Origin of the sequence: Mycobacterium genavense ATCC 51234 (assembly GCF_000526915.1) — a bacterium.
Classification (GTDB): domain Bacteria; phylum Actinomycetota; class Actinomycetes; order Mycobacteriales; family Mycobacteriaceae; genus Mycobacterium; species Mycobacterium genavense.
The window spans coordinates 80984-107307 of the sequence record NZ_JAGZ01000004.1 but is presented as its reverse complement, the minus strand read 5'-3'; the positions used below and the strand labels follow the sequence as shown (position 1 = coordinate 107307).

The 26324-nt window shown below is 66.9% G+C and carries 15 protein-coding genes and 8 pseudogenes; 13 read left to right on the top strand and 10 right to left on the bottom strand.

Annotated features, from left to right (window positions below; translation table 11 throughout):
* Positions 1-180: 180 nt before the first annotated feature.
* Positions 181-621 carry an Hsp20 family protein gene (locus T428_RS0110825; RefSeq protein ID WP_025736496.1) on the top strand — a complete coding sequence of 147 codons (441 nt, stop codon included), beginning with the start codon at positions 181-183 and terminating at the stop codon, positions 619-621.
* Between the two features lie 71 nt (positions 622-692).
* Here the strand turns inward: T428_RS0110825 and T428_RS0110820 are convergent, their stop codons facing one another.
* Entirely contained in the window at positions 693-1223 is a 531-nt protein-coding gene (locus tag T428_RS0110820) for a DUF302 domain-containing protein (RefSeq protein ID WP_025736495.1), read from the bottom strand.
* A gap of 97 nt (positions 1224-1320) precedes the next feature.
* On the opposite strand from T428_RS0110820, the gene T428_RS27220 reads away from it, so the two are divergent.
* On the top strand, positions 1321-1815 hold the full coding sequence (locus tag T428_RS27220; protein WP_036467788.1) for a winged helix-turn-helix transcriptional regulator: 495 nt from the start codon (positions 1321-1323) through the stop codon (positions 1813-1815).
* On the opposite strand, the pseudogene T428_RS27215 reads toward T428_RS27220, so the two are convergent.
* Positions 1812-2572 (bottom strand): annotated as a pseudogene (locus tag T428_RS27215) (isocitrate lyase/PEP mutase family protein). The gene T428_RS27220 and the pseudogene T428_RS27215 overlap by 4 nt on opposite strands.
* A 112-nt stretch (positions 2573-2684) precedes the next feature.
* On the opposite strand from T428_RS27215, the gene T428_RS0110805 reads away from it, so the two are divergent.
* The 4 genes from T428_RS0110805 (at position 2685) to T428_RS0110790 (ending at position 6591) form a co-directional block, all read left to right on the top strand.
* Positions 2685-2981: a hypothetical protein gene (locus T428_RS0110805; RefSeq protein WP_025736494.1), complete on the top strand. Its 297-nt coding sequence runs from the start codon at positions 2685-2687 to the stop codon at positions 2979-2981.
* 79 nt (positions 2982-3060) lie between these two features.
* Positions 3061-3888 carry a membrane protein gene (locus T428_RS0110800; RefSeq protein ID WP_025736493.1) on the top strand — a complete coding sequence of 276 codons (828 nt, stop codon included), beginning with the start codon at positions 3061-3063 and terminating at the stop codon, positions 3886-3888.
* Positions 3889-3928: 40 nt separating this feature from the next.
* Positions 3929-5845: a fumarate reductase/succinate dehydrogenase flavoprotein subunit gene (locus T428_RS0110795; protein ID WP_025736492.1), complete on the top strand. Its 1917-nt coding sequence runs from the start codon at positions 3929-3931 to the stop codon at positions 5843-5845.
* Complete coding sequence (locus tag T428_RS0110790) at positions 5845-6591, top strand: succinate dehydrogenase/fumarate reductase iron-sulfur subunit (RefSeq protein WP_025736491.1); 747 nt, start codon at positions 5845-5847, stop codon at positions 6589-6591. Before T428_RS0110795 ends, T428_RS0110790 begins: the two co-directional genes overlap by 1 nt.
* 103 nt (positions 6592-6694) lie before the next feature.
* On the opposite strand, the gene T428_RS0110785 is transcribed toward T428_RS0110790, so the two are convergent.
* Both T428_RS0110785 and T428_RS27210 read right to left on the bottom strand, forming a co-directional pair.
* Entirely contained in the window at positions 6695-7186 is a 492-nt protein-coding gene (locus T428_RS0110785) for a flavin reductase family protein (RefSeq protein ID WP_025736490.1), read from the bottom strand.
* Positions 7183-8229: pseudogene (locus T428_RS27210) on the bottom strand (isopenicillin N synthase family dioxygenase). Before T428_RS27210 ends, T428_RS0110785 begins: the two are co-directional and overlap by 4 nt.
* A 230-nt stretch (positions 8230-8459) precedes the next feature.
* On the opposite strand from T428_RS27210, the gene T428_RS0110775 reads away from it, so the two are divergent.
* Positions 8460-10295 carry an acyl-CoA dehydrogenase gene (locus T428_RS0110775; protein ID WP_025736489.1) on the top strand — a complete coding sequence of 612 codons (1836 nt, stop codon included), beginning with the start codon at positions 8460-8462 and terminating at the stop codon, positions 10293-10295.
* Between the two features lie 298 nt (positions 10296-10593).
* Here the strand turns inward: T428_RS0110775 and T428_RS27205 are convergent.
* A pseudogene (locus tag T428_RS27205) lies at positions 10594-11938 on the bottom strand (acetyl-CoA C-acetyltransferase).
* A gap of 129 nt (positions 11939-12067) precedes the next feature.
* Between T428_RS27205 and T428_RS27200 the strand changes: the two are divergent.
* Positions 12068-13426, top strand: a pseudogene (locus tag T428_RS27200) (3-oxoacyl-ACP reductase).
* A gap of 23 nt (positions 13427-13449) precedes the next feature.
* A pseudogene (locus T428_RS27195) lies at positions 13450-14292 on the top strand (MaoC/PaaZ C-terminal domain-containing protein); the annotation flags it as partial.
* An 8-nt stretch (positions 14293-14300) separates the two neighbouring features.
* Here T428_RS27195 and T428_RS27190 read toward each other — a convergent pair.
* From T428_RS27190 to T428_RS0110740, 3 genes and pseudogenes are all read right to left on the bottom strand, one after another.
* Positions 14301-15565, bottom strand: a pseudogene (locus tag T428_RS27190) (chloride channel protein).
* Between the two features lie 18 nt (positions 15566-15583).
* On the bottom strand, positions 15584-16213 hold the full coding sequence (locus T428_RS0110745; RefSeq protein ID WP_025736484.1) for a TetR/AcrR family transcriptional regulator: 630 nt from the start codon (positions 16211-16213) through the stop codon (positions 15584-15586).
* A gap of 66 nt (positions 16214-16279) precedes the next feature.
* Positions 16280-17419, bottom strand: a complete 1140-nt coding sequence (locus T428_RS0110740; RefSeq protein ID WP_025736483.1) for a glycoside hydrolase family 3 N-terminal domain-containing protein — start codon at positions 17417-17419, stop codon at positions 16280-16282.
* Positions 17420-17562: 143 nt separating this feature from the next.
* Between T428_RS0110740 and T428_RS31935 the strand changes: the two genes are divergently transcribed.
* The 3 genes and pseudogenes from T428_RS31935 (at position 17563) to T428_RS27185 (ending at position 23583) form a co-directional block, all read left to right on the top strand.
* Entirely contained in the window at positions 17563-17736 is a 174-nt protein-coding gene (locus tag T428_RS31935) for a DUF2613 domain-containing protein (protein WP_065443914.1), read from the top strand.
* A gap of 112 nt (positions 17737-17848) precedes the next feature.
* Entirely contained in the window at positions 17849-22069 is a 4221-nt protein-coding gene (locus T428_RS0110730) for a DUF3367 domain-containing protein (protein ID WP_025736482.1), read from the top strand.
* 64 nt (positions 22070-22133) lie between these two features.
* Positions 22134-23583: pseudogene (locus T428_RS27185) on the top strand (lipase maturation factor family protein).
* On the opposite strand, the gene T428_RS0110720 reads toward T428_RS27185, so the two are convergent.
* Positions 23580-24047: a PaaI family thioesterase gene (locus tag T428_RS0110720; RefSeq protein ID WP_025736481.1), complete on the bottom strand. Its 468-nt coding sequence runs from the start codon at positions 24045-24047 to the stop codon at positions 23580-23582. The pseudogene T428_RS27185 and the gene T428_RS0110720 sit on opposite strands and share 4 nt — an antisense overlap.
* Positions 24048-24194: 147 nt before the next feature.
* Between T428_RS0110720 and T428_RS27180 the strand changes: the two are divergent.
* Positions 24195-25136 (top strand): annotated as a pseudogene (locus tag T428_RS27180) (R2-like ligand-binding oxidase).
* A gap of 5 nt (positions 25137-25141) precedes the next feature.
* On the opposite strand, the gene T428_RS0110710 reads toward T428_RS27180, so the two are convergent.
* Positions 25142-26296, bottom strand: a complete 1155-nt coding sequence (locus tag T428_RS0110710) for an NAD-dependent formate dehydrogenase (RefSeq protein WP_025736480.1) — start codon at positions 26294-26296, stop codon at positions 25142-25144.
* Between the last annotated feature and the right edge of the window lie 28 nt (positions 26297-26324).

The window sequence follows — 26324 nt, the reverse complement described above, 5'->3', positions numbered from 1 at the left end:
ATCGCTCGTATGACGTGGGTCTCACACCTCACAACTTCCTGTGTGATGTGTGTTCGCTCCGAGCGAACAGGTAGGTGGAACTTTAGCGGGGTCAACTCAAGTTTGTCTGTGTAGCCGGCCGGCAAGGCGCCGGTCACAGCAAACTCACAATCAAACTCAAGGAAGCAAAGAGGAGACGACATGAGCAATCGCGCAGTGTGGTCGCGCCCGGCCTGGGACCCCGACCGGTGGTTGCGCGACTTTTTCGGCCCCGCCGCGATCACGGACTGGTACAAGCCGGCTACCAGCGGTTTCAACCCCGCGGCTGAGATCGTCAAGGACGGCGACGACGCAGTGGTGCGTCTGGAACTGCCCGGCGTCGATGTCGAGAAGGACGTCAACGTCGAGATCGACAAGGGTTACCTGGTAATCCACGGCGAACACCGCGACGAGCACGCGGAGGAGTCCGACGGCCGTATTTTGCGGGAAATCCGCTATGGATCGTTCAGTCAGTCGTTCCAGCTGCCCACGCACGTCACCGGCGAGGCCATCAAGGCTTCCTACGACGCCGGCGTGTTGACCGTGCGGGTCACCGGCGCGTACGCCGGAAGCCAGCCGCAGCGCATCGCGAGCACAAAGTAGGTCGCGGCGGATTCGACGTCGAGTTGTTGGGCAAATCGCAGGGAGGTGCCCAACAGCTCGACGTTCGGGTTTTACCGGGAGAACGCCGGCTCGGCCTCAATTCCGATGACCCGCAACAGGTTTACTACCTTGCGATCCAGGCTCTGGCCGACTTCTGCCACGTCGGTGATGCCCAGGCTGGCGAACGCGGGGCCGGGCTGGTCCATCGAAAACACCGCATTGCCTTCGGCGTCGGCGTGGATCAGTAGCCGTAATGGCGCGTACAGCAGGGCTTTCGGGTCGTGGCGGAACATCGTCTCGGCGATCGTGTGGTTGCCGAGCAGATACTCCACCGCTTTGGTGGTGTGGCCGGCCACGCTGAAGAACGGCAGCGCGTCGATCTTCGTGTAGACCATCAGGCCGTGCGGTGCGTTGGTCTCCGCGACAGCCAAAACCTCGTCCCAGCTGCCGCCGCGTTCGACGATCTCCTGCCCCGCCGCCCGGTCGACCGGCGGGGCCGCCTTCTCGAACGCGGCGATGAAGTCGTCGAACTTCACGCCGGTGGCAATGTCGATCCGATTCATGGTGTGCGCCACCACGCTGACTTCGGTGCTTTTTGTCATGACATTCCTCAAGATTCGCTAATGGTTCGGTGAACGAACTTACGAATTTCGAGTATACGGTTCGGTGAATGAACCGGCAAGGAGTAGCATCGGCGGCATGGCCCTCCCCCGCGAATATCCGGACGAGAACTGCCCGATCGCTCGGTCCCTGGAGATCGTCGGCGAACGCTGGACATTGCTGATCGTGCGCGACGCCTTCCATGGGGTGCGGCGGTTCAGCGACTTTCGCAACCACCTCGGCATCCCCAAAGCCGTTCTGTCCGAACGGCTTACCTTTTTGGTCGGCGAAGGCGTGCTGACCAAGAACGGCGCGGAATACGAGCTGACCGCCAAGGGCAAGCAGCTGTGGCCGATGGTGTGGTCGATGATCGCCTGGGGCAGCGAACACCTGCTGGACATGCCCACCCGGACCTACCGCCACGCGGAGTGCGGCGGCGCAATCGGGCCGGATCGCCGCTGCGCCGGCTGCGATCGGGTTCCCGACGTCGCCGAGCTGATCGCGCATCCGCCGCGTCGGCCTCACGATGCCAACCGCGACGATCCGGTCAGCCGGGCGCTGCGCCGGCCGCACCGAATGCTGGAACCGATCTAGGCCCAGCGGTCCAGCAGCTCCCTGGCCCGGCCGGCCAGCGCAGATTGCAGGAACGGGCCGAAGCTGATCCGGGCGACACCCAGCGGGCCGAATGACGACGGGTCGTCCCGGTCCGGCAGCGCGATCGCATTGACCGGCAGCAGTAGCTCAGTTGCCAAGCGCCGCAACGTCTCCGGATCGTGGCGCCCCACCGGGTAGAGCACATCGGCGCCCGCGTCGGCCGCCTCGATCAAGCGCGCGATGGCCCGCTCGACGCGGTCCGAATCGTCCCCGTCGTTGCGCAGAAACAGATCGGTACGGGCGTTGATCACGACGCGCACCCCGGCCGCATCGGCGGCCGACCGCAGCGCGCCCACCAATTCGGCGTGCTCGCGGGCGGACCGCAGCCGCTTGCGCTCGGCGTGCACGGTGTCATCGATGTTGAGCCCGAAGGCACCCACGCTCAGCAGGCCGTCGATCAGCCGCTGGGCCGGCTGGCCGTACCCGGACTCGACGTCCACCGACACCGGAACGTTGACCGCCGCGGTGATCTGGGCGACCCGCGCGAGTACGTCGTCGAACGACATGCCCTCGCCGTCGGGTTTGCCAATCGAGTCGGCCAGCGGATGGCTGCCCACCGTCAAGGCGGCGAATCCCGCCGCGGTGGCGATGCGTGCCGACCAGGCATCCCATACGGTCGGAAGCACCACGGGTTGCCCGGCTGATGCAATTCCAGCAGCGTGGCCGCGCGCTGGGCAGCGGTGGTCTGAGGGGGCATGGGTGTTTGCTCCGCAATCTGGCCGAGTCATCTGTCCGACGTCGGTCCTGCGCGGCAGATAGTATCAAAAGTCATACTGTGATCCTTGACACCCTCAGCCCTAGGAGATCTGTTGTCCACCACGACTGAACTCGCCGAACTGCACGATCTGATCGGCGGTCTGCGGCGGTGCGTGAGCTCCTTGAAGTCGCGCTACGGCGACAACCCGGCGCTGCGGCGCATCATGATCGACGCCGACCGGATCATCAGCGATGTCGATTTACTCGACACAGATGTTTCGGAATTGGACTTGGCGCGAGCAACCGTCCAGCACTCCGGCGAGAAGATCACCATTCCCGACACCGAGTACGACACCGATTTCTGGCGCGATGTCGACGACGAGGGTGTCGGGGGTCACAATCGCTCTTGATATTCCAAGCACCCGTTAAAGCGGAGGGCATGGTCTTGTACCCTTCGACCAACAGCCCTGTTCGAAGAGGAACATTTGTATGAGCGCACCAACGGCGAACCGTCCTGCGTCCGGCATCTTTTCACCGACGCGCGCTCAAATTCCGCAGCGCACACTACGTACCGACCGGTGGTGGATGTCGTCGTTGCGCATCGACCTGGGCTTCGCAGCATTCGTCATCTACGCGACGGTTCGGGCGTTCCAGCAGGATTACTTCTATGTCCCCAAGTACCACTACCTGACGCCGTTCTACTCGCCCTGCGTCAGCAAGGCGTGCGGGCAGGCCAGCGAGTTCTGGCCGCAGATCCTGCCGGACCTGTGGTGGTTGCCGTACGCGGCGCTGACGCTGCCGTTCCTGCTGCTGTTCCGCCTGACCTGTTACTACTACCGCGGCGCCTACTACCGCACGGTGTGGCAGTCGCCCACCTCCTGTGCGGTGGCCGAGCCCCGCGTCCACTACAGTGGCGAAACCAAGTTCCCACTGATCGTCCAGAACACCCACCGGTATTTCTTCTACATCGCCGCCATCATCTCGGTGATCAACACCTACGACGCGATCATCGCCTTCCATTCCGACAAGGGCCCCGGAGGATTCGGTTTCGGCCTGGGCAATCTGATCCTTCTGGGCAACGTGGTCATGCTGTGGATCTACACGCTGTCCTGCCACTCGTGCCGGCACGTGACCGGCGGGCGGCTCAAGCACTTCTCCAAAAACCCTGTGCGGTACTGGATCTGGGAAAAAGTCAGCGTCATCAACACCCGGCACAAGCTGTACGCGTGGATCACACTGGGCACGCTGATGGTCACGGACTTCTACATCGCACTGGTCGCCAGCGGCACCATCGGTGACCTGAGATTTGTTGGCTGATAGGCCGTTTCGCGGAAATCGGAAAGTTGAGTGAGGTTCCATGACTGAGGTCGAACGGCACTCCTACGACGTGGTCGTGATCGGTGCCGGCGGCGCGGGCTTGCGCGCGGTCATCGAAGCGCAGGAACGCGATCTCAAGGTCGCGGTGGTGACCAAGTCGCTGTTCGGCAAGGCCCACACGGTGATGGCCGAGGGTGGCTGCGCCGCGTCGATGGGTAATGCCAACCCGAAGGACAACTGGAAGACCCACTTCGGCGACACCATGCGCGGGGGCAAGTTCCTGAACAACTGGCGGATGGCCGAACTGCACGCCAAGGAGGCACCCGACCGGGTCTGGGAGCTGGAAACCTACGGCGCACTGTTCGACCGCCTCAAGGACGGCAAGATCAGCCAGCGCAACTTCGGCGGTCACACCTACCCGCGGCTGGCGCACGTCGGTGACCGCACCGGTCTGGAGCTGATCCGCACCATGCAGCAGAAGGTCGTCTCGCTGCAGCAGGAGGACTACGCCGAGTTCGGCGACTACGAGGCGCGGATCAAGGTGTTCGCCGAGTGCGCGATCACCGAACTGCTCAAAGATGGCGACCGGATCGCCGGCGCGTTCGGCTACTGGCGCCAGAGCGGAAAGTTCGTCGTCTTCGACGCACCCGCGGTGGTGCTGGCCACCGGCGGAATCGGCAAGTCCTTCAAGGTCACGTCGAACTCCTGGGAGTACACCGGCGACGGCCACGCGCTGGCGCTACGGGCCGGCGCGACGCTGATCAACATGGAATTCGTCCAGTTCCACCCGACGGGCATGGTGTGGCCGCCGAGCGTGAAGGGGATCCTGGTCACCGAGGGCGTGCGCGGCGACGGCGGGGTGCTGAAGAACTCCCACGGCAATCGCTTCATGTTCGACTACATCCCCCCGGTGTTCGAAGGCCAGTACGCCGAGACCGAGCAAGAAGCCGACCAATGGCTCAAGGACAACGACTCGGCGCGGCGCACTCCGGACCTGCTGCCCCGCGACGAGGTCGCCCGCGCGATCAACAACGAGGTCAAGTCCGGTCGCGGCAGCCCGCACGGCGGTGTCTACCTGGACATCGCCTCGCGGTTGACGCCCGACGAGATCAAGGGGCGGCTGCCGTCGATGCACCACCAGTTCATGGAGCTGGCCGGTGTCGACATCACCAAGGAGCCAATGGAAGTCGGACCGACCTGTCACTACGTGATGGGCGGTGTCGAGGTCGACCCCGACACCGGCGCGGCCACCGTCGCCGGCCTGTTCGCCGCCGGCGAATCCTCGGGCGGCATGCACGGCTCCAACCGTCTGGGCGGGAACTCGCTGAGCGACCTGTTGGTCTTCGGCCGGCGTGCCGGACTCGGCGCCGCCGACTACGTGCGCGCCCTGTCCAGTCGCCCCACCGTCAGCGACGAAGCGATCGAGGCCGCGGCGAAGCGAGCGCTGAGCCCCTTCGAAGCACCGACCAACGGTGCCGCCGCGGAGAACCCGTACACGCTGCAGCTCGAACTGCAGCAGTCGATGAACGACCTGGTCGGCATCATCCGCAAGGCGGAGGAGATCTCCGAGGCGCTGGAGCGGCTCGCCACGTTCCGCGAGCGGTTCAAGCACATCCACGTCGAGGGGAGCCGGGAGTACAACCCCGGCTGGAACCTGGCCATCGATCTGCGCAACATGCTGCTGGTCAGCGAATGCGTGGCCAAGGCCGCACTGATGCGCACCGAGAGCCGTGGCGGCCACACCCGCGACGACCACCCGGGCATGGACGCCTCCTGGCGCAAGGTGCTGCTGGTGTGCCGCGCGGCCGGCGGCGACGAGGCGATTCCCGAGATCACCGTCACCCCCGAAGACCAGGTGCCGATGCGGCCCGACCTCTTGGAGCTCTTTGAGATCTCCGAGCTGGAGAAGTACTTCACCGATGAAGAGCTGGCCGACCACCCAGGACGGAGAGGCTAATGAGCTACCACGCGACGATGCGGGTGTGGCGCGGCGACGATGTCGGCGGCGCCCTGCAGGACTTCACGGTCGAGGTCAACGAGGGCGAGGTGGTGCTCGACATCATCCATCGCCTGCAACAGACCCACACACCCGACCTCGCGGTGCGGTGGAACTGCAAGGCGGGCAAGTGCGGATCTTGCTCGGCCGAGATCAACGGTATGCCGAAATTGATGTGCATGACCCGGATGTCCACGTTCGCCGAGGACGAGGTCGTGACGGTGACGCCGCTGCGCACCTTCCCGGTGATTCGCGATCTGGTCACCGACGTCTCGTTCAACTACGAAAAGGCCCGGGAGATCCCGTCTTTCGCGCCGCCCAAGAATTTGCAGCCCAACGAGTACCGGATGGCGCAGGTCGACGTGCAGCGCTCGCAGGAGTTCCGCAAGTGCATCGAGTGCTTCCTGTGCAACAACGTCTGCCACGTGATCCGCGACCACGAGGACAACAAGAAGGCCTTCGCCGGGCCTCGCTTCCTGATGCGGGCCGCCGAGCTGGAGATGCATCCGCTGGACACGCTGGACCGGCGGGACATGGCCCAGGAGGACTTCGGCCTGGGCTACTGCAACATCACCAAGTGCTGCACCGAGGTCTGCCCGGAGCACATCAAGATCACCGACAACGCGCTGATCCCGATGAAAGAGCGGGTGGCCGACCGTAAGTACGACCCGGTCGTCTGGCTGGTCAACAAGCTGTTCCGGCGCTAGACGCCGCTTGGCCTTCGCGTTGTCGCCGAACGTGCTCTGGTGGCGAGATTTTGGCCGATTTTGCGCCATGAGAGCACGTTCGGCGCGAGTGGACGCGCGGAAATCAGTGCGGAGTTAGGCGACGAAATGCGCTGCGGTGGAAGACAATCGGTGCCACATCGGCGTCCACCGTCACCTCATTGACCCGCAATACGACGATCACGTGGTCCCCGGCCGGGATCGTCTGCTCGATCGCGCTCTCCAGCCACAGGCCGGTGCCCTTGATGAAGACAGCGCCGGACTCGGAGGACACCGTCTCCAGGCCGGCGAACCGATCACCGGTCTTGGCGGCCAGGGTCTTGGCGGCCTCGTCGTGCGCCTCGCCGAGCACGCTGATGCCCAGCATCGGCAAATCCTTGAGCTTGGGCCAGGTGGTCGACGTGTTCTGCACGCAGAACGACACCAGCGGCGGCTCCAACGAGACGGGGACAAAGGTGCTGGCGGCCAGCCCTACCCGAACGCCGGCAACCTCGGCGGCGATCGCCACCACGCCGGACGGAAATTGGCCGAAAGCCTCACGCAGTGAGATCGGAGTCAGCTTGTTCGATGCATTCACTGGACTTCATTCGCCCCTTGAGCCGACGACGGATTCGCGCATTCGACCCTACCTGGCGAGTATCCGTGCGCGACGGCCACATCCGGGTGCGCACGCAGCCTGCTCTTCCAGGCGTTGCGACCGTAGACAGCAAAGATCGGATCCGACGGGTTCGCGGTCGGCGTCCAGGTCTTATCGGTGCGCGCCGCGAGTTCGGCAGGTAGCGACAGCACCGGCAGCTGCGCGTCGAGACGGGGATTGAAGAAGAACGGCACCGAAATCCGCTCGGCGACCCCGCCGTGCAGGTTCACCCGGTGTTCGGTGGCGCGCAAACAGCCGCCGGTGGCGACCTCGAGCAGCTCGCCGATGTTGACGATGACCGCCCCGTCCAGCGGCGCGACGTCGACCCAGCATTGCGAGTCGTCCCAGCCGGCCTCGCCGCGCCGGCGCACCTGCAGGCCGCGGCTGCCCGGCTCGGCCAGCAGCAGCGTCAGCACGCCCGAGTCCCGGTGCGCGCCCACGCCCTGTGGGCTGGCCGCGCGGGCGGGATAGCGGATGATCTTGATCAGGGTGGCCGGCGTCTCGGCGAAGGCGTCGTCGAATACGTCCGGCGGGCTGCCCAGCGACGCCGCCTAGTGCCCCAGCAGCGTGCGGGCCACCCGAGACAGCGCGGCATCCCACTCGGCGATGATCGCCGGCAACTCGGGCAGCGCCGCCGGCCACTGGTTGGGACCCTGCAGCCAGAGGTAGTCGGGCCGGTCCGACCCGCCCACCGGCGGACGTTCGGGCCCGATATCGATCTGCTCGCGCCAATCCACCTCGCCCAGCGTCAGTTCACCGCCCAGCCGGGTGTAGCCGCGGAAATGCGGGCTGCGCACCATCGCCACGGCGTCCTTGTCGGACTGGGGCAGCGCGAAGAACGCGCGGGCCACCTCGAGCACCCGCGTCACCAGCTCACGCGGCACGCCGTGGCCGGTCAGGTAGAAGAAACCCGCCTAGTGTGCGGCCGCGCGGAGGCTCGTGCGTAACGCCCCGACATCGGTCGTCAGGTCCACCACGGGCAGCGCCGTGAGGATCTTCACACGGGTCACGGTTCCATTATCGGCGCAGGTAGAACGCCTGTCGAAAGCGTCAACCAGGCCTTCCCAACCGGTTGGTTAATTAGGCAATGAAATCTAGCTCACAAGAACTTGCGTTCGCGTAACGGGCCGATATAGCTTTGGCGGTGTTACTGGTGGGTAACTTAGCCCAAGTACCCAACCACATCGTGGCATTCTCAACGAGGAGGAGAATAGTGAGCCACTACAAGAGCAATGTCCGCGACCAGGTATTCAACCTGTTCGAGGTGTTGGGCGTCGACGGGGCGTTAGGGCAGGGCGCATTCAGCGACCTTGACGCCGACACCGCCCACGAAATGCTTACCGAAATGAGCCGGCTGGCCGAGGGGCCGGTCGCCGAATCGTTCGTCGACGGCGACCGCAATCCGCCGGTGTTCGACCCGCAGACCCATTCCGTGACCCTGCCCGAGTCCTTCAAGAAGTCGGTTCGCGCCGTCCAAGAGGCCGGCTGGGACAAGGCCGGCATCGACGAGGTGCTGGGCGGCATGCCGATGCCCAAGGCATTGGTGTGGGCACTGCACGAGCACATCCTCGGCGCCAACCCGGCGGTGTGGATGTACGCCGGCGGCGCCGGATTCGCCAACATCATCTATCACCTCGGTACCGAGGAGCAGAAGAAGTGGGCCGTGCTCTGCGCGGAGCGCGGGTGGGGCGCGACCATGGTGCTGACCGAGCCGGACGCCGGCTCCGACGTCGGCGCCGGCCGCACCAAGGCGATCCAGCAGGACGACGGTTCCTGGCACATCGAGGGCGTCAAGCGGTTCATTACCTCCGCCGACTCCGACGACCTGTTCGAGAACATCGTGCACCTGGTGCTGGCCCGCCCCGAGGGCGCCGGCCCCGGCACCAAGGGTCTGTCGCTGTTCATTGTGCCGAAGTTCCTGTTCGACCACGAGACCGGCGAGCCGGGTGAGCGCAACGGCGTGTTCGTCACCAACGTCGAGCACAAGATGGGTCTGAAGGTCTCGGCGACGTGTGAGTTGTCGTTCGGTCAGCACGACGTGCCCGCCAAGGGGTGGCTGGTCGGCGAGGTGCACAACGGGATCGCCCAGATGTTCGAGGTCATCGAGATGGCCCGGATGATGGTCGGCACCAAGGCGATTGCCACGCTGTCGACCGGTTACCTGAACGCGTTGGAGTACGCCAAGTCCCGCGTGCAGGGCGCCGACATGACCCAGATGACCGACAAGACCGCACCGCGGGTGACCATCACGCACCACCCGGACGTGCGCCGGTCGCTGATGACCCAGAAGGCCTACGCCGAGGGTCTGCGCGCGCTGTACCTGTTCACCGCGACCTATCAGGACGCGGCCGTCGCCGAGGCGCTGCACGGGGTGGACGCCGACCTGGCGGTCAGGGTCAACGACCTGATGCTGCCGGTGGTCAAGGGGGTAGGTTCCGAGCAGGCCTACGCCAAGCTGACGGAGAGCCTCCAGACGTTCGGTGGGTCCGGATTCTTGCAAGACTACCCGATCGAGCAGTACATCCGCGACGCCAAGATCGACTCGCTGTACGAAGGCACCACGGCCATCCAGGCGCAGGACTTCTTCTTCCGCAAGATCGTCCGCGACAAGGGTGTGGCGCTGGCACACGTGTCGGAGCAGATCCAGAAGTTCGTCGACGCCGAGACCGGCAACGGCCGGTTGAAGAGCGAGCGCGAGCTGCTGGCCAAGGCCCTCGAGGACGTCCAGGCGATGGCGGCCACGATGACCGGCTACCTGATGGCCGCCCAGGAGGACGTCTCCAGCCTCTACAAGGTGGGCCTGGGCTCGGTGCGCTTCCTGATAAGCGTCGGCGACCTGGTCATTGGCTGGCTGCTGCAGCGTCAGGCCGCGGTGGCCGTGCAGGCGCTCGACGCCGGCGCCAGTGGCGCCGAGCGGTCCTTCTACGAGGGCAAGATCGCGGTGGCGTCGTTCTTCGCGAAGAACTTCCTGCCGCTGTTGGCCGGCACCCGCGAGGTCATCGAGACGCTGGACAACGACCTCATGGAGCTCGACGAGGCGGCCTTCTAACCGGCTCGGCTGCGCACGCAAAATCCCCCGCTTCCACGCTGAAGCGGGGGATTTTGGGTCTTGGCGCCGGTGGACGAAAAAGACCGCCGCTGGATCCCCTCAAACCAGCGGCGGCCCTTTTCGTACGCCCGTCTTTTCGTACCGGCGCTCGTCTCGGGGATGACCCGTGTTGCCGTCGGGGTCGGGGGGTCAGACCACAACACGGAACCATCCGGAGACCGGTTACCCATCCCTTGCCGCCGTTAACCGGCTGTGACGAACCTCATTGTCGACCGGCGTGTAGCGACCCAGCTGCAGGTCAGGCCTCCAAAATTGCGGCTACGCCCTGTCCGCCGGCGGCGCAGATCGAGATCAGCGCGCGCCGGACCCCCACCCTTGCGCTCCGCCTTCTTCTCGGCCAGCTGTTTGGCGGCCTGGGCCAGAATCCGCCCGCCGGTGGCCGCAAGCGGGTGGCCGGCGGCCAGTGAGGAGCCGTTGACGTTGAGTTTGGACCGGTCGATCGACCCGAGGGCGGCGTCCAGGCCCAGCCGCTCCTTGCAGTACTCGTCGGACTCCCACGCCTGTAGATGCGCCAGCACCACCGACGCGAAGGCCTCGTGGATTTCGTAGAAGTCGAAGTCCTGCAGGCTCAGCCCGTTGCGGGCCAGCAGCCGGGGCACCGCGTACGTTGGCGCCATCAGCAGCCCGTCCCGCCCGTTGACGTAGTCGACCGCGGCGGTCTCCGCGTCCACCAGGTAGGCCAGCGGGGGCAACGAGTGCTCGGCGGCCCACTCTTCGCTGGCCAGCAGGGCGACCGAGGCGCCGTCGGTCAACGGTGTCGAATTGCCCGCCGTCATCGTCGCGTCGCCGGCCTTCACCCCGAACACCGGACGCAGCGTGGCGAGCTTCTCGGTGCTGGCTTCGGCCCGCAGATTGTCGTCGCGGTACAACCCCAGGAAGGGTGTGACGAGGTCGTCGAAGAAACCCCGGTCGTAGGCGGCGGCCATGTTGCGGTGGCTGGCGACCGCCAGCTCGTCCTGGTCGACCCGCTTGATACCCATCTGCTTGGCGGTGATGGCGGCATGCTCGCCCATCGACAGCCCGGTGCGCGGCTCGCTGTTGGCCGGAATTTCGATGCCCAGGGTGGCGGGCAGCATGCCCACCAGCTTCAACCGTTCCAGATTGGATTTGGAGCGGCGCAATTTCAGCAGCTGGCGGCGCAGGTTGTCACCCAGGCCGATCGGTGGGTCGGACGTGGTGTCCACCCCGCCGGCGGCGGCGACGTCGTAACGGCCCGACGCGATGCCGTCGGCCGCTGCGATCGCCGCCTGCAGGCCGGTGCCGCAAGCCTGCTGAATGTCGAATGCCGTTGTGTACGAAGACAATTCGGAGCCCAGTACACATTCACGCATCAGGTTGAAGTCGCGGCTGTGCTTGAGCACGGCGCCGCCGACGACCACCCCGAGTCGCTGCCCGCCCAGCCCGAACCGGTCCACCAGCCCACCCAGGGCCGCGGTGAACATGTCCTGGTTGGACGCTTCGGCGTAGGCGCCCTCCGACCGCGCGAACGGGATGCGATTGCCGCCCAGCACGGCGACCCGACGCCGGGACTTCAGACTCGTCTGAGCAGCTTGATCACTTGGCTGCGAACTTGCAGGGGCCATCTTCATCTCGGATTTTCAGTTTGGGGGATTGACCGTTGGGACCCATACTACCCACGGTTCTTACTCTGCAGTAAGTTCGTCCCCGATACGGTCGGTTCGTACGGCACTCAAGAAACGGAAGGCAGCTCAGTGGCTCCCAATCGTTCGTCCGATCTGTTCTCGCAACGTGTCAACAGTGGCCCCGGATCCTTTGTCGCAAAGCAACTTGGTATTCCGCAACCTGAGAACCTGCGCCGCTACTCCGCCGCAGACCCACCGCTGTCCGGGTCCCTGCTGATCGGGGGTGACGGCAGGATCGTCGAGCCGATGCGGGCGGCGCTGGACAACGACTACGACCTCGTCGGCAACAATCTGGCGGCCGCTGGGCCGACCGATTCGGCGGCCTAGTTTTCGACGCCACCGGCATCACGGCGCCCAGTGGGCTGCGGGCGCTGCACGATTTCTTCACCCCTGCTGCGTAACTTGGGCCACTGCGCGCGCGTCGTCGTGGTCGGCACCACACCCGATGCCGCGGGCAGCACCGACGAACGGATTGCGCAGCGCGCGCTGGAGGATTTCACCCGCTCGCTGGGCAAGGAGCTGCGCCACGGCTCGACCGTGGCGCTGGTGTACCTGTCGCCGGAGGCCAAACCGGCCGCCACCGGCTTGGAATCGACGCTGCGCTTTATCCTTTCGGCCAAATCGGCCTACGTCGACGGCCAAGTGTTCTACCTGGGCGCCGACGACTCCACCCCGCCCGCGGACTGGGACCGCCCGCTGGATGGCAAGGTCGCGATCGTGACCGGCGCCGCCCGCGGCATCGGCGCGACGATCGCCGAAGTGTTCGCCCGCGACGGCGCGCGTTATCGCGATCGACGTGGAGTCGGCCGCCGAGACGCTGGCCGAAACCGCGAGCCGGGTGGGCGGCACGGCGCTGTGGCTCGACGTCACCGCCGAGGATGCCGTCGACAAGATCACCGAGCACCTGCGCGACCACTACGCCGGACACGCCGACGTGTTGGTCAACAACGCCGGCATCACCCGCGACAAGCTGCTGGCCAACATGGACGATGCCCGCTGGGACGCCGTGCTGGCCGTCAATCTGCTTGCCCCGCAACGACTTACCGAAGGACTAATCGGAAACGGCAGCATCGGCGAAGGTGGCCGGGTGATCGGTCTGTCGTCGATGGCCGGTATCGCCGGCAACCGCGGGCAGACCAACTACGCCACCACCAAGGCCGGGATGATCGGCCTCACCCAGGCGCTGGCGCCGAAACTGTACGAGAAGGGCATCACGATCAACGCGGTGGCGCCGGATTCATCGAAACCCAGATGACGGCGGCGATCCCGCTGGCCACCCGCGAGGTGGGCCGCCGGATGAACTCGCTGCTGCAGGGCGGGCAACCGGTCGACGTCGCCGAGACGATCGCCTATTTCGCCAGCCCGGCGTCAAACGCGGTGACCGGAAACGTAATTCGCGTCTGCGGCCAGGCCATGCTGGGCGCCTAGGCACTGCACCGAAGGAGAACTCGATGAATCAACCAAACGATCTGCGCAACATGTTGCGGGCGGCGGCCGGGGCGCTGCCCGTGGTGTCGCGGACGGATCAGTTGCCCAGCCGCACGGTGACCGTCGAGGAACTGCCGATCGACCAGACGAACGTGGCCGAGTACGCCGCGATCACCGGCCTCCGCTACGGCAACACCGTGCCGCTCACCTACCCGTTCGCGCTGACCTTCCCGGCACTGATGTCGTTGGTGACGGGGTTCGATTTCCCTTTCGCCGCAATGGGTTCGGTGCACACCGAGAACCACATCACCCAATACCGCCCAATCGCGGTCACCGACACCGTCGGGGTGCGGGTGCACGCCGAGAACCTGCGCGAGCACCGCAAGGGCCTGCTGGTCGACCTGGTGACCGAGGTCAGCGTCGGCAACGACGTCGCATGGCACCAGGTGACGACCTTCCTCCATCAGCAGCGCACCAGCTTGTCCGACGAACCCAAACCTCCGCCGCAAAAGCAGCCGAAGCTGCCGCCACCCCCCGCGGTGCTGCGCATCACCCCCGGCCAGATCCACCGCTATGCCGTCATCGGCGGCGATCACAACCCGATCCATACCAACCCGATCACCGCCAAGCTGTTCGGCTTTCCGACCGTGATTGCGCATGGAATGTTCACTGCCGCAGCGGTATTGGCTAACATCGAAGCCCGGATCCCCGGGGCGGCCCGATACTCGGTGCGGTTCGGCAAGCCGGTGCTCCTGCCCGCGACCGCGGGCCTCTACATCGACGAAGACGACCAGGGCGGCTGGGAGCTTACGCTGCGCAATATCGCCAAGGGCTATCCGCATCTGACCGGCAGCGTCCGGCCGCTGCAGCAGGCTCAGCCCGCGCGTTCTGCCTGCTTCTGCGCGCCCACGCTCAGCAGCCTTTTCAGCCCGTGCGCAGCGGTCGAGGTGAGCAGGAAAACCCCGAACAGCCACAGCGGTGGTCGGGCGAGCTCCCAGACGAAGATCGCGGCCCAGATCGGCGAACCCTGGGTGACCGCGAGCACCCCGGCCGCGCCGGTCAGCGCGACGGCCGGCACGTGCAGGTGTATCCCCGCAATCCAGTTGATCGTCAGCACCAGCACGGCCCCGGCCGCCGCGCCGGTCGTCAGCGCCGGTGTGAGCATGCCGCCGGCGCGCAGGAACAGGGCGGTCAGCAGCGGCTTCAACAGCAGGATCGCGGTCGCCGCGGTCAGCGTCAGCCCGCTGGCCAGGCTGACCGTCAGGATCCTGCGGCCGTTGCCGGGCAATTCGGGCAACCAATGCGAGCAGATGCCCATCGCCAGCCCGGTGGCGGCCAGCGCGGGTATCAGCACCCAGCTGCGGATCTGGCGGGCGGGGCGCGCCGCAGCCATCAGTCGGTTGAACGCCAGCCCCACCGCCAGCGCGATCGGGGCGATGACCAGACCGTGCGCGGTCAGCAGATACCTGGACTCCCCGATCGGCCAATGCAGGTTGGGCTGATCGCGGGTGATCGCCGAACCGATCGCGACGGCCAGGCTGGAGGTGAGAAACGCCGCGCCCAGCGCCCGGGGATGCCAGGTGTTGAGCATGATCCGCGCCGAGAACAGCGCGCCGGCCAGCGGCACGGCGTATACCGCGCCCAGCCCGGCCCCGGTCGCGCAGGCCAGCAGGATCTCGCGGTCGCGAGTCGACAGCCGCCGCAGCCAGCCGGTCGCGAAATCGCTTAACGCCGCGGCGAATTGGCGTGGGGCGCCCTCCCGCCCCAGGGATGCCCCCGAGCCGACCAGCAGCGCCTGCAGCATGGCGTCAATGCTCCAGGACAGCCGCGGTATTCGTTCGTGGCGGGCGATGGTTTCGGCCAGCGGCGGCACCTCGGCAGCATCCACCCGCCCAGCCCGGCCAGCGCCGCGCCGACCATCGGCCCCAACACCTCGCGCACCGGGCTGCCGGCGCTGAGCACGGCCGGCAGCGTGCCGAAACTGTAGTTGAAAATCGTGCCGAAACTGTAGTTGAAAATCAGGTGCGGAACGAATCGCAACACGAACGTCGTCGACAACCCGGCGACCCCGGCCAGCAGCCCCACAATGACGGCGGCACAGAAAAAGTCGACATTGCGGCCCGATGTGGAGGCGGGCACGCGGGGCACTGCACGAATCTAGCCCGCGGTACGCGTGGATGCGCTGGCTTCCTGATCCACCGGCACGCCCCGCAGGCCGTGCCAGAACAGGTCGATCATCAGCTCGGCGGCCTCGTCGACGTCGATGTCACCGGTGGACAGCCGGTTGGCCATCGCCTCGCCGGCACCCACCAGCGCGACGGCCATCATCTGATGCTCGGCGTCGGTCCGCGGTGTCCGGCTGTTTTCCCGAACCAGGCCGGCCACCAGCTCGATTATCTGCTCGCGTCCCTCGCGCACGGTGTGGGCGAACGCCTGCGAGCTGATGGCCTGGGTGTACATCACGATCCAGGACGCCCAGTTGGCATCGATGTAGCGCAGGAACGACCCGATGGTGTTGCGCAGCAAGTCCCTAGGGCTTTGGGTGAAGTCGATATCGGCGCGCACCGCGTCGATGAAGCGGGTCATCTCGCGGTTCAGGCAGGCGCCGAACAGGTCCTCCTTGGAGCCGTAGTAGAGGTACAGCATCGGCTTGGAGATCTCCGCCGCGGCGGCGATGGTGTCCATCGACGTCTCGTGGTAGCCGTTGACCGAGAACATCTGCACTGCGGCGTCGAGCATCTGCTGTTCCCGGACAGCGCGCGGAAGCCGCTTGGTGCCACCTGCCATCGCTGCGCCCCTTCAAGCCCGTCGGGCCGTGTCAATCTGACTCCAGGGTAACGATCGAGCGGACGATCAGTGTCCACACGCCCGGGCGGGTCCCTTCATCGCCGCCACCCGCAGCAGCGATTGATCCACCGCCGGCAATGCCAATTCGCCTGCGGATACCGCCTTTTCGAGGCGGTCGAGGACCGCTGGGACCTCGTCGGTGATGACCCACAGCGCGACGTCGACGCCCGCCTGCAAACTGCGTAGCGCCCCCTCGGCAACACCGAATCGATCCGAGATCGCGGCCATGCTGGACAGGTCGTCGCTGAACACCGGGCCGTTGAATGGCGGGGCCCCGTATCCGATGCCGTCACGCAGCAATTGCACCGCGGGCCGGCTCAGGCTGGCCGGGTCGTCGCCGGTCAGCCCGGGAACCTGCAGGTGGCCGACCATGACGGCGACCGGTGTCGCGGTGATCAGCGTCCGGTACGGCAGCAGGTCGCTGGTCTGCAGGTCCGCCAGCGGCGGCGTGAAGACGCCGCCCTTGTGCGAGTCGCCGGACCCGTGCCCGTGGCCGGGGAAGTGTTTGAGCACCGGCAGCACGCCGGCGTCGCGCAGTCCCTGTGCGTAGGCCCCGGCGTAAGCGGTGACGACGGCCGGGTCGTTGCTGAACGAGCGGTCGCCGATCACGGCGTCGTCCGGTTCGTCGGAGACGTCGACCACCGGCGCGAAGTCGACGGTGATGCCCAAGTCGTGCATCTTCTTGCCGCGCTGGGCCGCCAGCTCGTGGACCTGGTCGGGAGTTTGGCTCCGGGCCAGCTCGCGGGCCGAGGGGGCCGTGCCGATCAGCGATTTCAGCCGGGACACCCGGCCGCCTTCCTCGTCGACGCTGACCGCCAGCGGCAGCGGCCCCGCGGCGCCCGCTATCTCGGTCAGCGGTCCACCGAAGATGCCCAGGTCCGTCCAGCTGCCGATGAAGATGCCGCCGACGTGGTAGCCGTTGACCACGGCGCGGGCGTCGTCGGCGTTCTTCACGCCCACCATCAGCAGCTGGGCCAGCTTGTCGCGGGTCGACAGCTTGGCGGTGGGGTCGCCGCAGACCGGAGGCGCCGGCGGTGCGGCGACCACCTTGCTGGTCGTGGTCGCCGGCGGCCGGGCGGCGTCGTGGCCACATGCGACCAACAACGCCGAGGCGGCCAGCGCGGCCAGAATGCGCGGAAAAGGCATCGGGACATGGTGTCACGACGGGTCTGCGCGGCGGTGCGGGGACCGCCACCCTGCTGCGACTCACGTCCGCGGACCGTGCCGGCCGTTCTGCTAGGTTGACCTTTGGATAGTCCCCGCGACGACCGCAAAACCCGAGGAGACCGATGAACCGCATCATTGCGCCCGCCGCCGCCAGCGTGGTGGTGGGTCTGTTGCTGGGCGCGGCCGCGATCTTCGGAATCACCCTGATGGTGCAACAGGACACGAAGCCGCCACTACCCGGGGGCGATCCGCAGTCGTCAGTGCTCAACCGGGTCGAATACGGCAACCGTAGCTAGCGGCGATCGCGAACGCGGCATAGCCGGGCGCAGCGGGTCGTCAGTACCGGAACAAGCCGCGCGCAGCGGGTCGCCGCCAGCGGGCTCAGCGACCGGCCTTTCCGTCACTGCGCTGTCACGCCGCTGGCTTGTGCTGGTTGGCGCGATCTCACTGGCGCTGACGTTCGCACAGTCCCCGGGACAGGTGTCCCCCGACACCAAGCTCGATCTGACCGCCAACCCGCTGCGCTTTCTGGCCCGCGCGACCAACCTGTGGAACAGCGAGCTGCCGTTCGGCCAGACGCAGAATCAGGCCTACGGCTACCTGTTTCCGCACGGCACCTTCTTCGCGATCGGCCACCTGCTCGGGGCGCCCGGCTGGATGACCCAGCGGCTGTGGTGGGCGTTGCTGCTGACGGTCGGCTTCTGGGGCTTGCTGCGCGTCGCCGAGACGCTGGGGATCGGCAGCCCGACGTCACGGCTGATCGGTGCGGCGGCGTTTGCGTTGAGCCCGCGGGTGCTGACTACGCTCGGGTCCATCTCGTCGGAAACCTTGCCGATCATGCTGGCGCCATGGGTGCTGTTGCCGACGATCCTGGCGTTACGCGGCACGTCGGGGCGGTCGGTGCGAGCGCTGGCCGGCCAGGCCGGGCTGGCGGTCGCGCTGATGGGCGCGGTCAATGCCATCGCCACGCTGGCCGGTTGCCTGCCGGCGGTGATCTGGTGGGCCTGTCATCGGCCGAACCGGGTGTGGTGGCGCTACACCGGGTGGTGGTCGCTGAGCTTCGTACTGGCGACGGCGTGGTGGGTCGTGGCGCTTCTGTTGCTGCGCGACGTCAGTCCTCCGTTTATGGACTTCATCGAATCCTCGGGGGTGACGACGCAGTGGTCGTCGCTGGTCGAGATGCTGCGCGGCACCGACAGCTGGACCCCGTTCGTGGCGCCGACCGCGACCGCGGGCGCGCCGCTGGTCACCGGTTCGGCCGCCATCCTGGCCACCTGCCTGGTCGCCGCGGCCGGGCTGGCGGGGCTGGCCGGCCCGGCGATGCCGGCCCGCGGACGGCTGGTGACGATGCTGCTGGTCGGGGTGGTGCTGATGGCCGTGGGCTATAGCGGCGGGCTCGGGTCGCCGCTGGCACACCAGGTGCAGCTGTTCCTGGACGCCGCGGGCGCACCGCTGCGCAACGTACACAAGCTGGAGTCGGTCATCCGGATTCCGATCGTGCTGGGCGTGGCGGCGCTGCTGAGCCGGGTGCCGCTGCCGGGCAGCGTGCCGCGGGCGCGGTGGCTGAGTGCGCTGGCCCACCCCGAACGCGACAAGCGGGTCGCCGTAGCTGTGGTGGTGCTGACCGCGCTGATGGTCGGCACCTCGCTGGCGTGGACCGCGCGGCTCACCCCGCCGGGCACGTTCCGCGCCATCCCCCGCTACTGGCACGACGCCGCCGATTGGCTGACCGCGCATAACACCGGCACGCCGAGCCCCGGCCGGGTGCTGGTGGTCCCGGGGGCACCGTTCGCGACCCAGACGTGGGGCACCACCCACGACGAACCGCTGCAGGTGCTCGGCGGTAGCCCGTGGGGCGTGCGCGACTCGATCCCGTTGACCCCGCCGCAGACCATTCGGGCGCTGGATTCGGTGCAGCGCTTGTTCGCCGCGGGCCTGCCCTCGGCCGGGCTGGCTGATACCCTTGCCCGCCAAGGTATTTCGTACGTGGTGGTGCGAAACGACCTGGATCCCGACTCGTCGCGTTCGGCGCGCCCGATCCTGGTGCACCGCGCCATCGAGGGATCGCCGGGCTTGCAGAAGGTGGCACAGTTCGGCGAACCGGTAGGGCCCGGCACGCTGCCCGGGTTCGTCGCCGACAGTGGGCTGCGCCCACGCTATCCGGCCTTGGAAATTTTTCGAGTGATCTACCGCGTGACCGCGCCCGGCAATCCAGGTGCGCCCTATTTCGCCGACCTGGACGGGTTGGCCCGCGTCGACGGCGGGCCGGAAGTGCTGCTGCGTCTGGACGAACGGCGCCGGCTGCTGGGCCAGCCGCCGGCGGGTCCGGTGCTGCTGACCGCCGACGCTCGACGTGCCGGGCTGTCGGCACCCGTCGTGACCGTGACGGACACCCCGACCGCGCGGGAGACCGACTACGGCCGCGTCGACGAGCACTCGTCGGCGATCCGCGCCGACGGCGACACTCGGCACACCTTCAACCGGGTCCCCGATTACCCGGTCCCCGGCGCCGATCTGGTGTACGGCGGCTGGAACGGCGGGCGGATCACCGTGTCCAGTTCGTCGTCGGATTCGACCGCGATGCCCGACGTCGCCCCGGCGACCTCGGCCGCCGCGGCGATCGACGGCGATCCGGCGACGGCGTGGGTGACCAACGCGCTGCAAGCCGCCGTCGGGCAGTGGCTGCAGGTCACCTTCGACCACCCGGTGACCAACGCGGCAATCACCCTGACACCCAGCGCGACGGCCGTCGGCTCGCAGGTCCGCCGCATCGTCATCGATACCGCCACCGGCAGCACCACGCTGCGCTTCGACCAGCCGGGCAAGCCGCTCACCGCGGCGCTGCCCTACGGCGAAACCCCGTGGGTGCGCATCACCGCCGCCGGCACCGACGACGGATCCAGCGGCGTGCAGTTCGGCGTCACCGACCTGTCGATCACCCAGTACGACGCCTCCGGTTTCGCGCACCCGGTCGACCTGCGGCACACCGTGCGGGTGCCCGGGCCGCCGCCGGGCTCGGCGATCGCGGGCTGGGATTTGGGTTCGGAGCTGCTCGGCCGGCCCGGCTGTGCGGCGGCGACCGACAGCGTGCACTGCGCGCCGTCGATGGCGCTGGCCCCGGAGGAGCCGGTCAATTTCAGCCGCACCCTGACCGTTTCGGCGCCGGTGTCGGTGGTTCCCCGGCTATGGGTGCGGCCCCGGCAGGGCCCGCAGCTGGCCGACTTGATCGCCGAGCCGAATACAACTCGGGCCCAAGGTGATTCGGACACCGTCGACATCCTGGGCTCGGCGTATGCGGCCACCGACGGCGATCCCGCCACCACCTGGACCGCACCACAGCGGGTGGTGCAACACAGGAGCGCGCCGACGCTGACGCTGGTGCTGCCGCGGCCCACCGAGGTCGCCGGGCTGCGGCTGCTGCCCAGCCGCTCGACGTTGCCGGCGCAGCCGACGGTGGTGGCGGTCAACCTCGGCGACGGCCCGCAGGTCCGCAGCTTCACGCCGAGTGACGGCGCCGCGCAGCAACTTTCGCTGCGGCCCCGGGTGACCGGCACCATCACCGTCAGTCTGCTGGACTGGCAGGACGTCATCGACCGCAACGCGCTGGGATTCGACCAGCTCAAGCCCCCGGGGCTGGCCGAGGTGGCCGCACTGGGCACCGACGGCAACCCGATCGCCGCGGCCGACGCGGCGCGCAACCGGCCGCGCGAGATCGTCGTCGACTGCGACCACGGCCCGGTCATCGCGGTCGCCGGCCGGTTCGTGCACACCTCGATCCGGACCACGGCGGGCGCGCTGCTGAGCGGCGAGCCGGTACCGGTGAGCGTCTGCGATCCGAATCCGATCGCGTTGCCGACCGGGCAACAGGAATTGCTGATCAGCCCCGGCGCCCGGTTCGTCGTGGACGGCGTGCAGCTTTCGACCCCGAATACCGCCGAATTGCCAAGCACCACGGCGCTTTCGGTGAATCCCGCGGCGACGGGGGCGTGGGGACCCGACCGTCGCGAAGTCCGGGCCACGGCGTCGTCCACGTCGAGGGTGCTGGTCGTTCCGGAAAGCATCAATCCCGGGTGGGTGGCACGCACCAGCAGCGGGGCCCGACTGACGCCGGTGGCCGTCAACGGATGGCAGCAGGGCTGGGTGGTGCCCGCCGGAGATCCCGGCACGATCACGCTGAGGTTCGAATCCAATTCGCTGTACCGCACCGGCCTGGCCGCGGGCTTGGCGTTGCTGCCGGTGTTGGCCGTGCTGGCGTTGCGGCGGCGGCGCGCACGGTCCGACGACCCACCCGCACGACCATGGTCGCCCGGCCCGTGGGCGGCGGCGCCGCTGCTGGCGTCCGGGGCCGCGATCGCCGGCGTGGCCGGGGTCGTGGTGATCGGCGGCGCACTCGGCCTGCGCTACGCGCTGCGTGATCGCCCGCGGCTACGCGACCGGATCACCGTGGCCGCCAGTGCCGGCGGCCTGATCCTGGCCGGGGCGGCGCTGTCGCGGCATCCCTGGCGATCGGTCGACGGATACGCCGGCCATTCCGCGACTGTGCAACTGCTGGCGTTGATTTCGTTGGCCGCGGTCGCTGCCTCGGTGATCGCCATGCCGGATCGCGGGCGGGCGCCACCCGACGCCTAGCGTTTCGGGCGTTGGAGTGCCGTTCATTGGCTGATTCACTGGATACGTCCAAGGAGTTGTGCCGATGGGATGGTTTGCTGCTCCCGACTACTGGTTGGGCAGGCTGGTGCTGGAGCGCGGCGTGGCGGCCATCTACCTGATCGCGTTCGTCGCGCCGCGCTGCAGTTCCGCGCACTGATCGGCGAGCACGGAATCCTGCCGGTGCCGCGGTTCTTGGCGCGGCAGTCGTTTTGGCGAACACCGAGCATTTTTGCGCTGCATTACTCCGACCGGATCTTCGCGGCGGTGGCCTGGCTCGGCGCCGCACTGGGGGCGGCCCTACTCGTCGGCGCGGCCGATCTGATACCGCTGTGGGCCGCGATGTCGGTCTGGTTGATGCTGTGGGTGCTCTATCTCTCGATCGTCAACGTCGGGCAGGCGTGGTATTCGTTCGGCTGGAAATCGCTGTTGCTGGAACGCGGGTTCCTGATGATCTTCCTGGGCAACGATCGCGTCGCCCCGCCGGTGCTGACGTTGTGGATAGCGCGGCTGCTGCTGTTTCGGGTCGAGTTCGGTGCCGGGCTGATCAAGATGCGCGGTGACCCGTGCTGGCGCGACCTGACCTGCCTGTACTACCACCACGAGACCCAGCCGATGCCCGGGTCGGCGAGCTGGTTCTTCCATCATCTGCCCAAGCCGCTGCATCGAATCGAGGTTGCGGGCAACCACTTCGCGCAGCTGGTGGTTCCGTTCGGGTTGTTCGCGCCCCAGCCCGTGGCCAGCGTGGCCGCCGCGATCGTGGTGGTCACGCAACTGTGGCTGGTGGCCTCGGGCAACTTCGCCTGGCTCAATTGGCTGACGATTGTCTTGGCGTCAGCGCCATCGACGACTCATCGGCCGGGCTGCTGGTGCCGGTTCCGGGACATCCGCCGCTGGCACAGGCACCGCTGTGGTTCGTCGTTGCGGTGGTGGCGTTCGCCGGCGGGGTACTCGTGCTGACCTACTGGCCAGTGCGCAACATGCTGTCGCCGAGTCAGCGAATGAACATGTCGTTCAACCCATTTCACTTGGTGAATACCTACGGCGCTTTCGGCAGCATCGGCCGCATCCGCCGAGAGGTGGTGATCGAAGGCACCGACGAGCCGCGCCTGACCGCGCAGACCGTGTGGCAGGAATACGAGTTCAAGGGCAAGCCCGGCGCCGTCGGGCGGTTGCCCCGCCAATGGGCGCCCTACCATCTGCGGCTGGACTGGCTGATGTGGTTCGTGGCGATCTCGCCGGGCTATGCCGAGCCCTGGCTGAAACCGTTCCTGCACCGGCTGCTGACCGGCGACCGGCCCACGCTGCGGCTGTTGCGGCACAACCCTTTTCCCGACTCACCGCCGCGCTATGTGCGTGCTCAGCTGTACCGGTACCGGTTCACCACACCGGCAGAATTGCGGCGCGACCGGGTGTGGTGGCATCGCGTACTAGTCGGCCAATACGTCCCGCCGACCACACTCAAGGTGCCGACACCCCCGCCCGCCGGGTCTTAGCCCAGCCTGCCGATATCCGTAATGAGCTGGGAAACCACCGTGATCGTGGCGATTTGACGTCCGTTGGCGTCGTCGAGGTCGGCGCTCAGCACGGCATTCGTCTTCGTCAGCTTCAGCACCCGGCCGGACGCCTCATACGATTTCGTCGTTCCGCCGCGCAGGATGGTCACCGTCATGCTCAGTGTCGGGCAAGGACAACCCGTCACCAGCGAACCGCAGTGCGTCGCCGTCTGGTCCAGCATCTCGGCCATGGATCCACCGCTGAGCTGAGCGAAATTGAAGGCGCCGGGCCCGGGTTCGTATGACATCCGCAGCCAACGGTCGGCACGGCTGCCCTCGAGGAACCTTGCGTTCAGCAGCGCCAGGTTGGGCGTCAGATGCTTGTTGGCGTGTGCGACCCACCCCGCATCTGACAAGGCGGTGCCGGGTTCTCCGAAAAGCCCCGGATATCCAGTGGCATCCACTCTCGTCAGGGTAGGACGAATCGGCCTGCGGCCCCGGTTTGTGCGTTTATCGCATCAACCCGTGCGCGTTATGTCTATGAATTTGGCCGTGTTCCCGAGCTAGCGTCACCATCGAATCAATGCACTCGATTCCAGGGGGTCGTTCGGATGACACGCACAAAAACAGGTTCGCTGGCAGCGGGCGGATTCAACTGGGATAGCTTGCCGCTGCGGCTGTTCGCCGGGGGCAATGCGAAGTTCTGGAATCCTGCCGACATCGACTTCTCTCGCGACCGCGCGGATTGGGAGCAGCTGACCGACGAGGAGCGCCTCCTCGCGATCCAACTGTGCGCTCAGTTCGTCGCCGGCGAGGAAGCGGTGACCGAAGACATTCAGCCGTTCATGGCGGCCATGCGGGCCGAAGGTCGCCTGGGCGACGAGATGTATCTGACGCAGTTCGCCTTCGAAGAGGCCACGCACACCCAGGCGTTCCGAATGTGGCTCGACGCCGTGGGTGAGACCGGCGACCTGCACAGCTAATTCGAGCCGCTGTCGGCGTACCGGCAGATCTTCTACGAGGAGCTGCCAAATTGTCTGGGCGCGTTGACAACCGATCCTTCCCCGGCCGCGCAGGTCCGGGCGTCGGTCACCTACAACCACTTGGTCGAGGGCATGGTGGCGCTGACCGGCTACCACTCCTGGCACAAGATCTGTACCAGTCGCAACATCCTTCCCGGCATGCGCGAGCTGGTCCGGCGCATCGGTGACGACGAGCGACGTCACATGGCCTGGGGGACCTTCACCTGCCGACGCCATGTCGCCGCCGACGACACCAACTGGACCGTATTCGAGTCAAGGATGAGCGAGCTGATACTGCTGGCGCTGCAAGCCACCGAGCAGTCCTATGCGATTTTCAGTGACCCCGTCCCGTTCGGCCTGGACATGGAGGAGTCTCGACAGTACGCCTCCGACAAGGGAATGCGAAGGTTCGGCACCATTTCCAGTGCCCGCGGTCGTCCGGTCGGCGAGATCGACCTCGACTACTCGCCGCTGCAGTTGGAGGACGCCTTCGCCGCCGAGGACGAAAAGGCTTTGGCGGCAACAACCTAGCAGCCTCACTTCTGGTAGGACAAGGCTCCCGTGCCAGCGAGTTGACCGCCCTCGACGATCAGGTACTCCTGAAGAATGGGTTTGGCGGCGAACCAGCTTTCCAGGATTTCTCGCGTGCCGGCTGCGTAACGGGCCTGAGCGGACAGAGTGGTACCCGAAACATGGGGTGTCATCGCGTTATTCGGCATGGTCCGCCACGGGTGCTCGACCGGTGGCGGCTGCGGGTACCAGACGTCGCCGGCGTAGCCTGCGAGCTGGCCGCTACGCAACGCGGCCGCGATCGCCTCGGGCACGGTCTCTTCGCCGCGCGCCGTGTTGACGATGTAGGAGCCCCGGCGCATCGTGCCCAGCAGCCGCTCGTTGAACATCTGGCGGGTCGCCTCGTACAGCGGTGAGTGGATGGACACGACGTCGACCGAGCGCACCAGCGACTCGACTCCCGCATGGAAAGTGACGTTGAGCTCCTTCTCGACCTGCAACGGCAGCCGATGTGTGTCCGTGTAATGCAGATTGACGTCGAACGGAGCCAAGCGACGCAGCACCGCCCGCCCAATTCGGCCCGCCGCGATCACCCCGACATCCATGCCCTCCAAATCGTAGGCACGCTCCACGCAATCGGCGATGTTCCATCCACCTTCGGTGGACCACCGGTGCGAGGGGACGAAATTGCGCACCAGGTTCAGGATCTGCATCACCGCGTGCTCGGCGACGCTGATGCTGTTGCTGTAGGTAACCTCGACGACGGTGATGCCGTGCTTCTTGGCCGCTTCGAGGTCGACGTGGTCCGAGCCGATGCCCGCGGTTAGCGCCAGCCGTAGGTTCGGCGCCTTGGCGATCCGCTCCTTGGTCAGGTATGCGGGCCAAAACGGTTGGGAAATCACGATATGAGCGTCGACAAGCTCTCGCTCGAACTCCGAATCCGAACCGTCCTTGTCCGATGTCACCACCAACTGGTGGCCTGCGTCTTCGAACAACTTGCGCAATCCGAGCGCACCCGAAACACAGCCGAGTAGGTGGCCGGGCGTGAAGTCGATGTTCGACGGCGTCGGAACGGTGCTGCCATCGGGGTAGCGCTGGATCACCGGGATGTTGTCCCGAGCGTATTTCGACGGGTATCCGTCGACGGGATCAGGGTAGAGCACCATCACACACTTGGCCATCGTTTCTCCTCTTGCGGGTAGCTACACC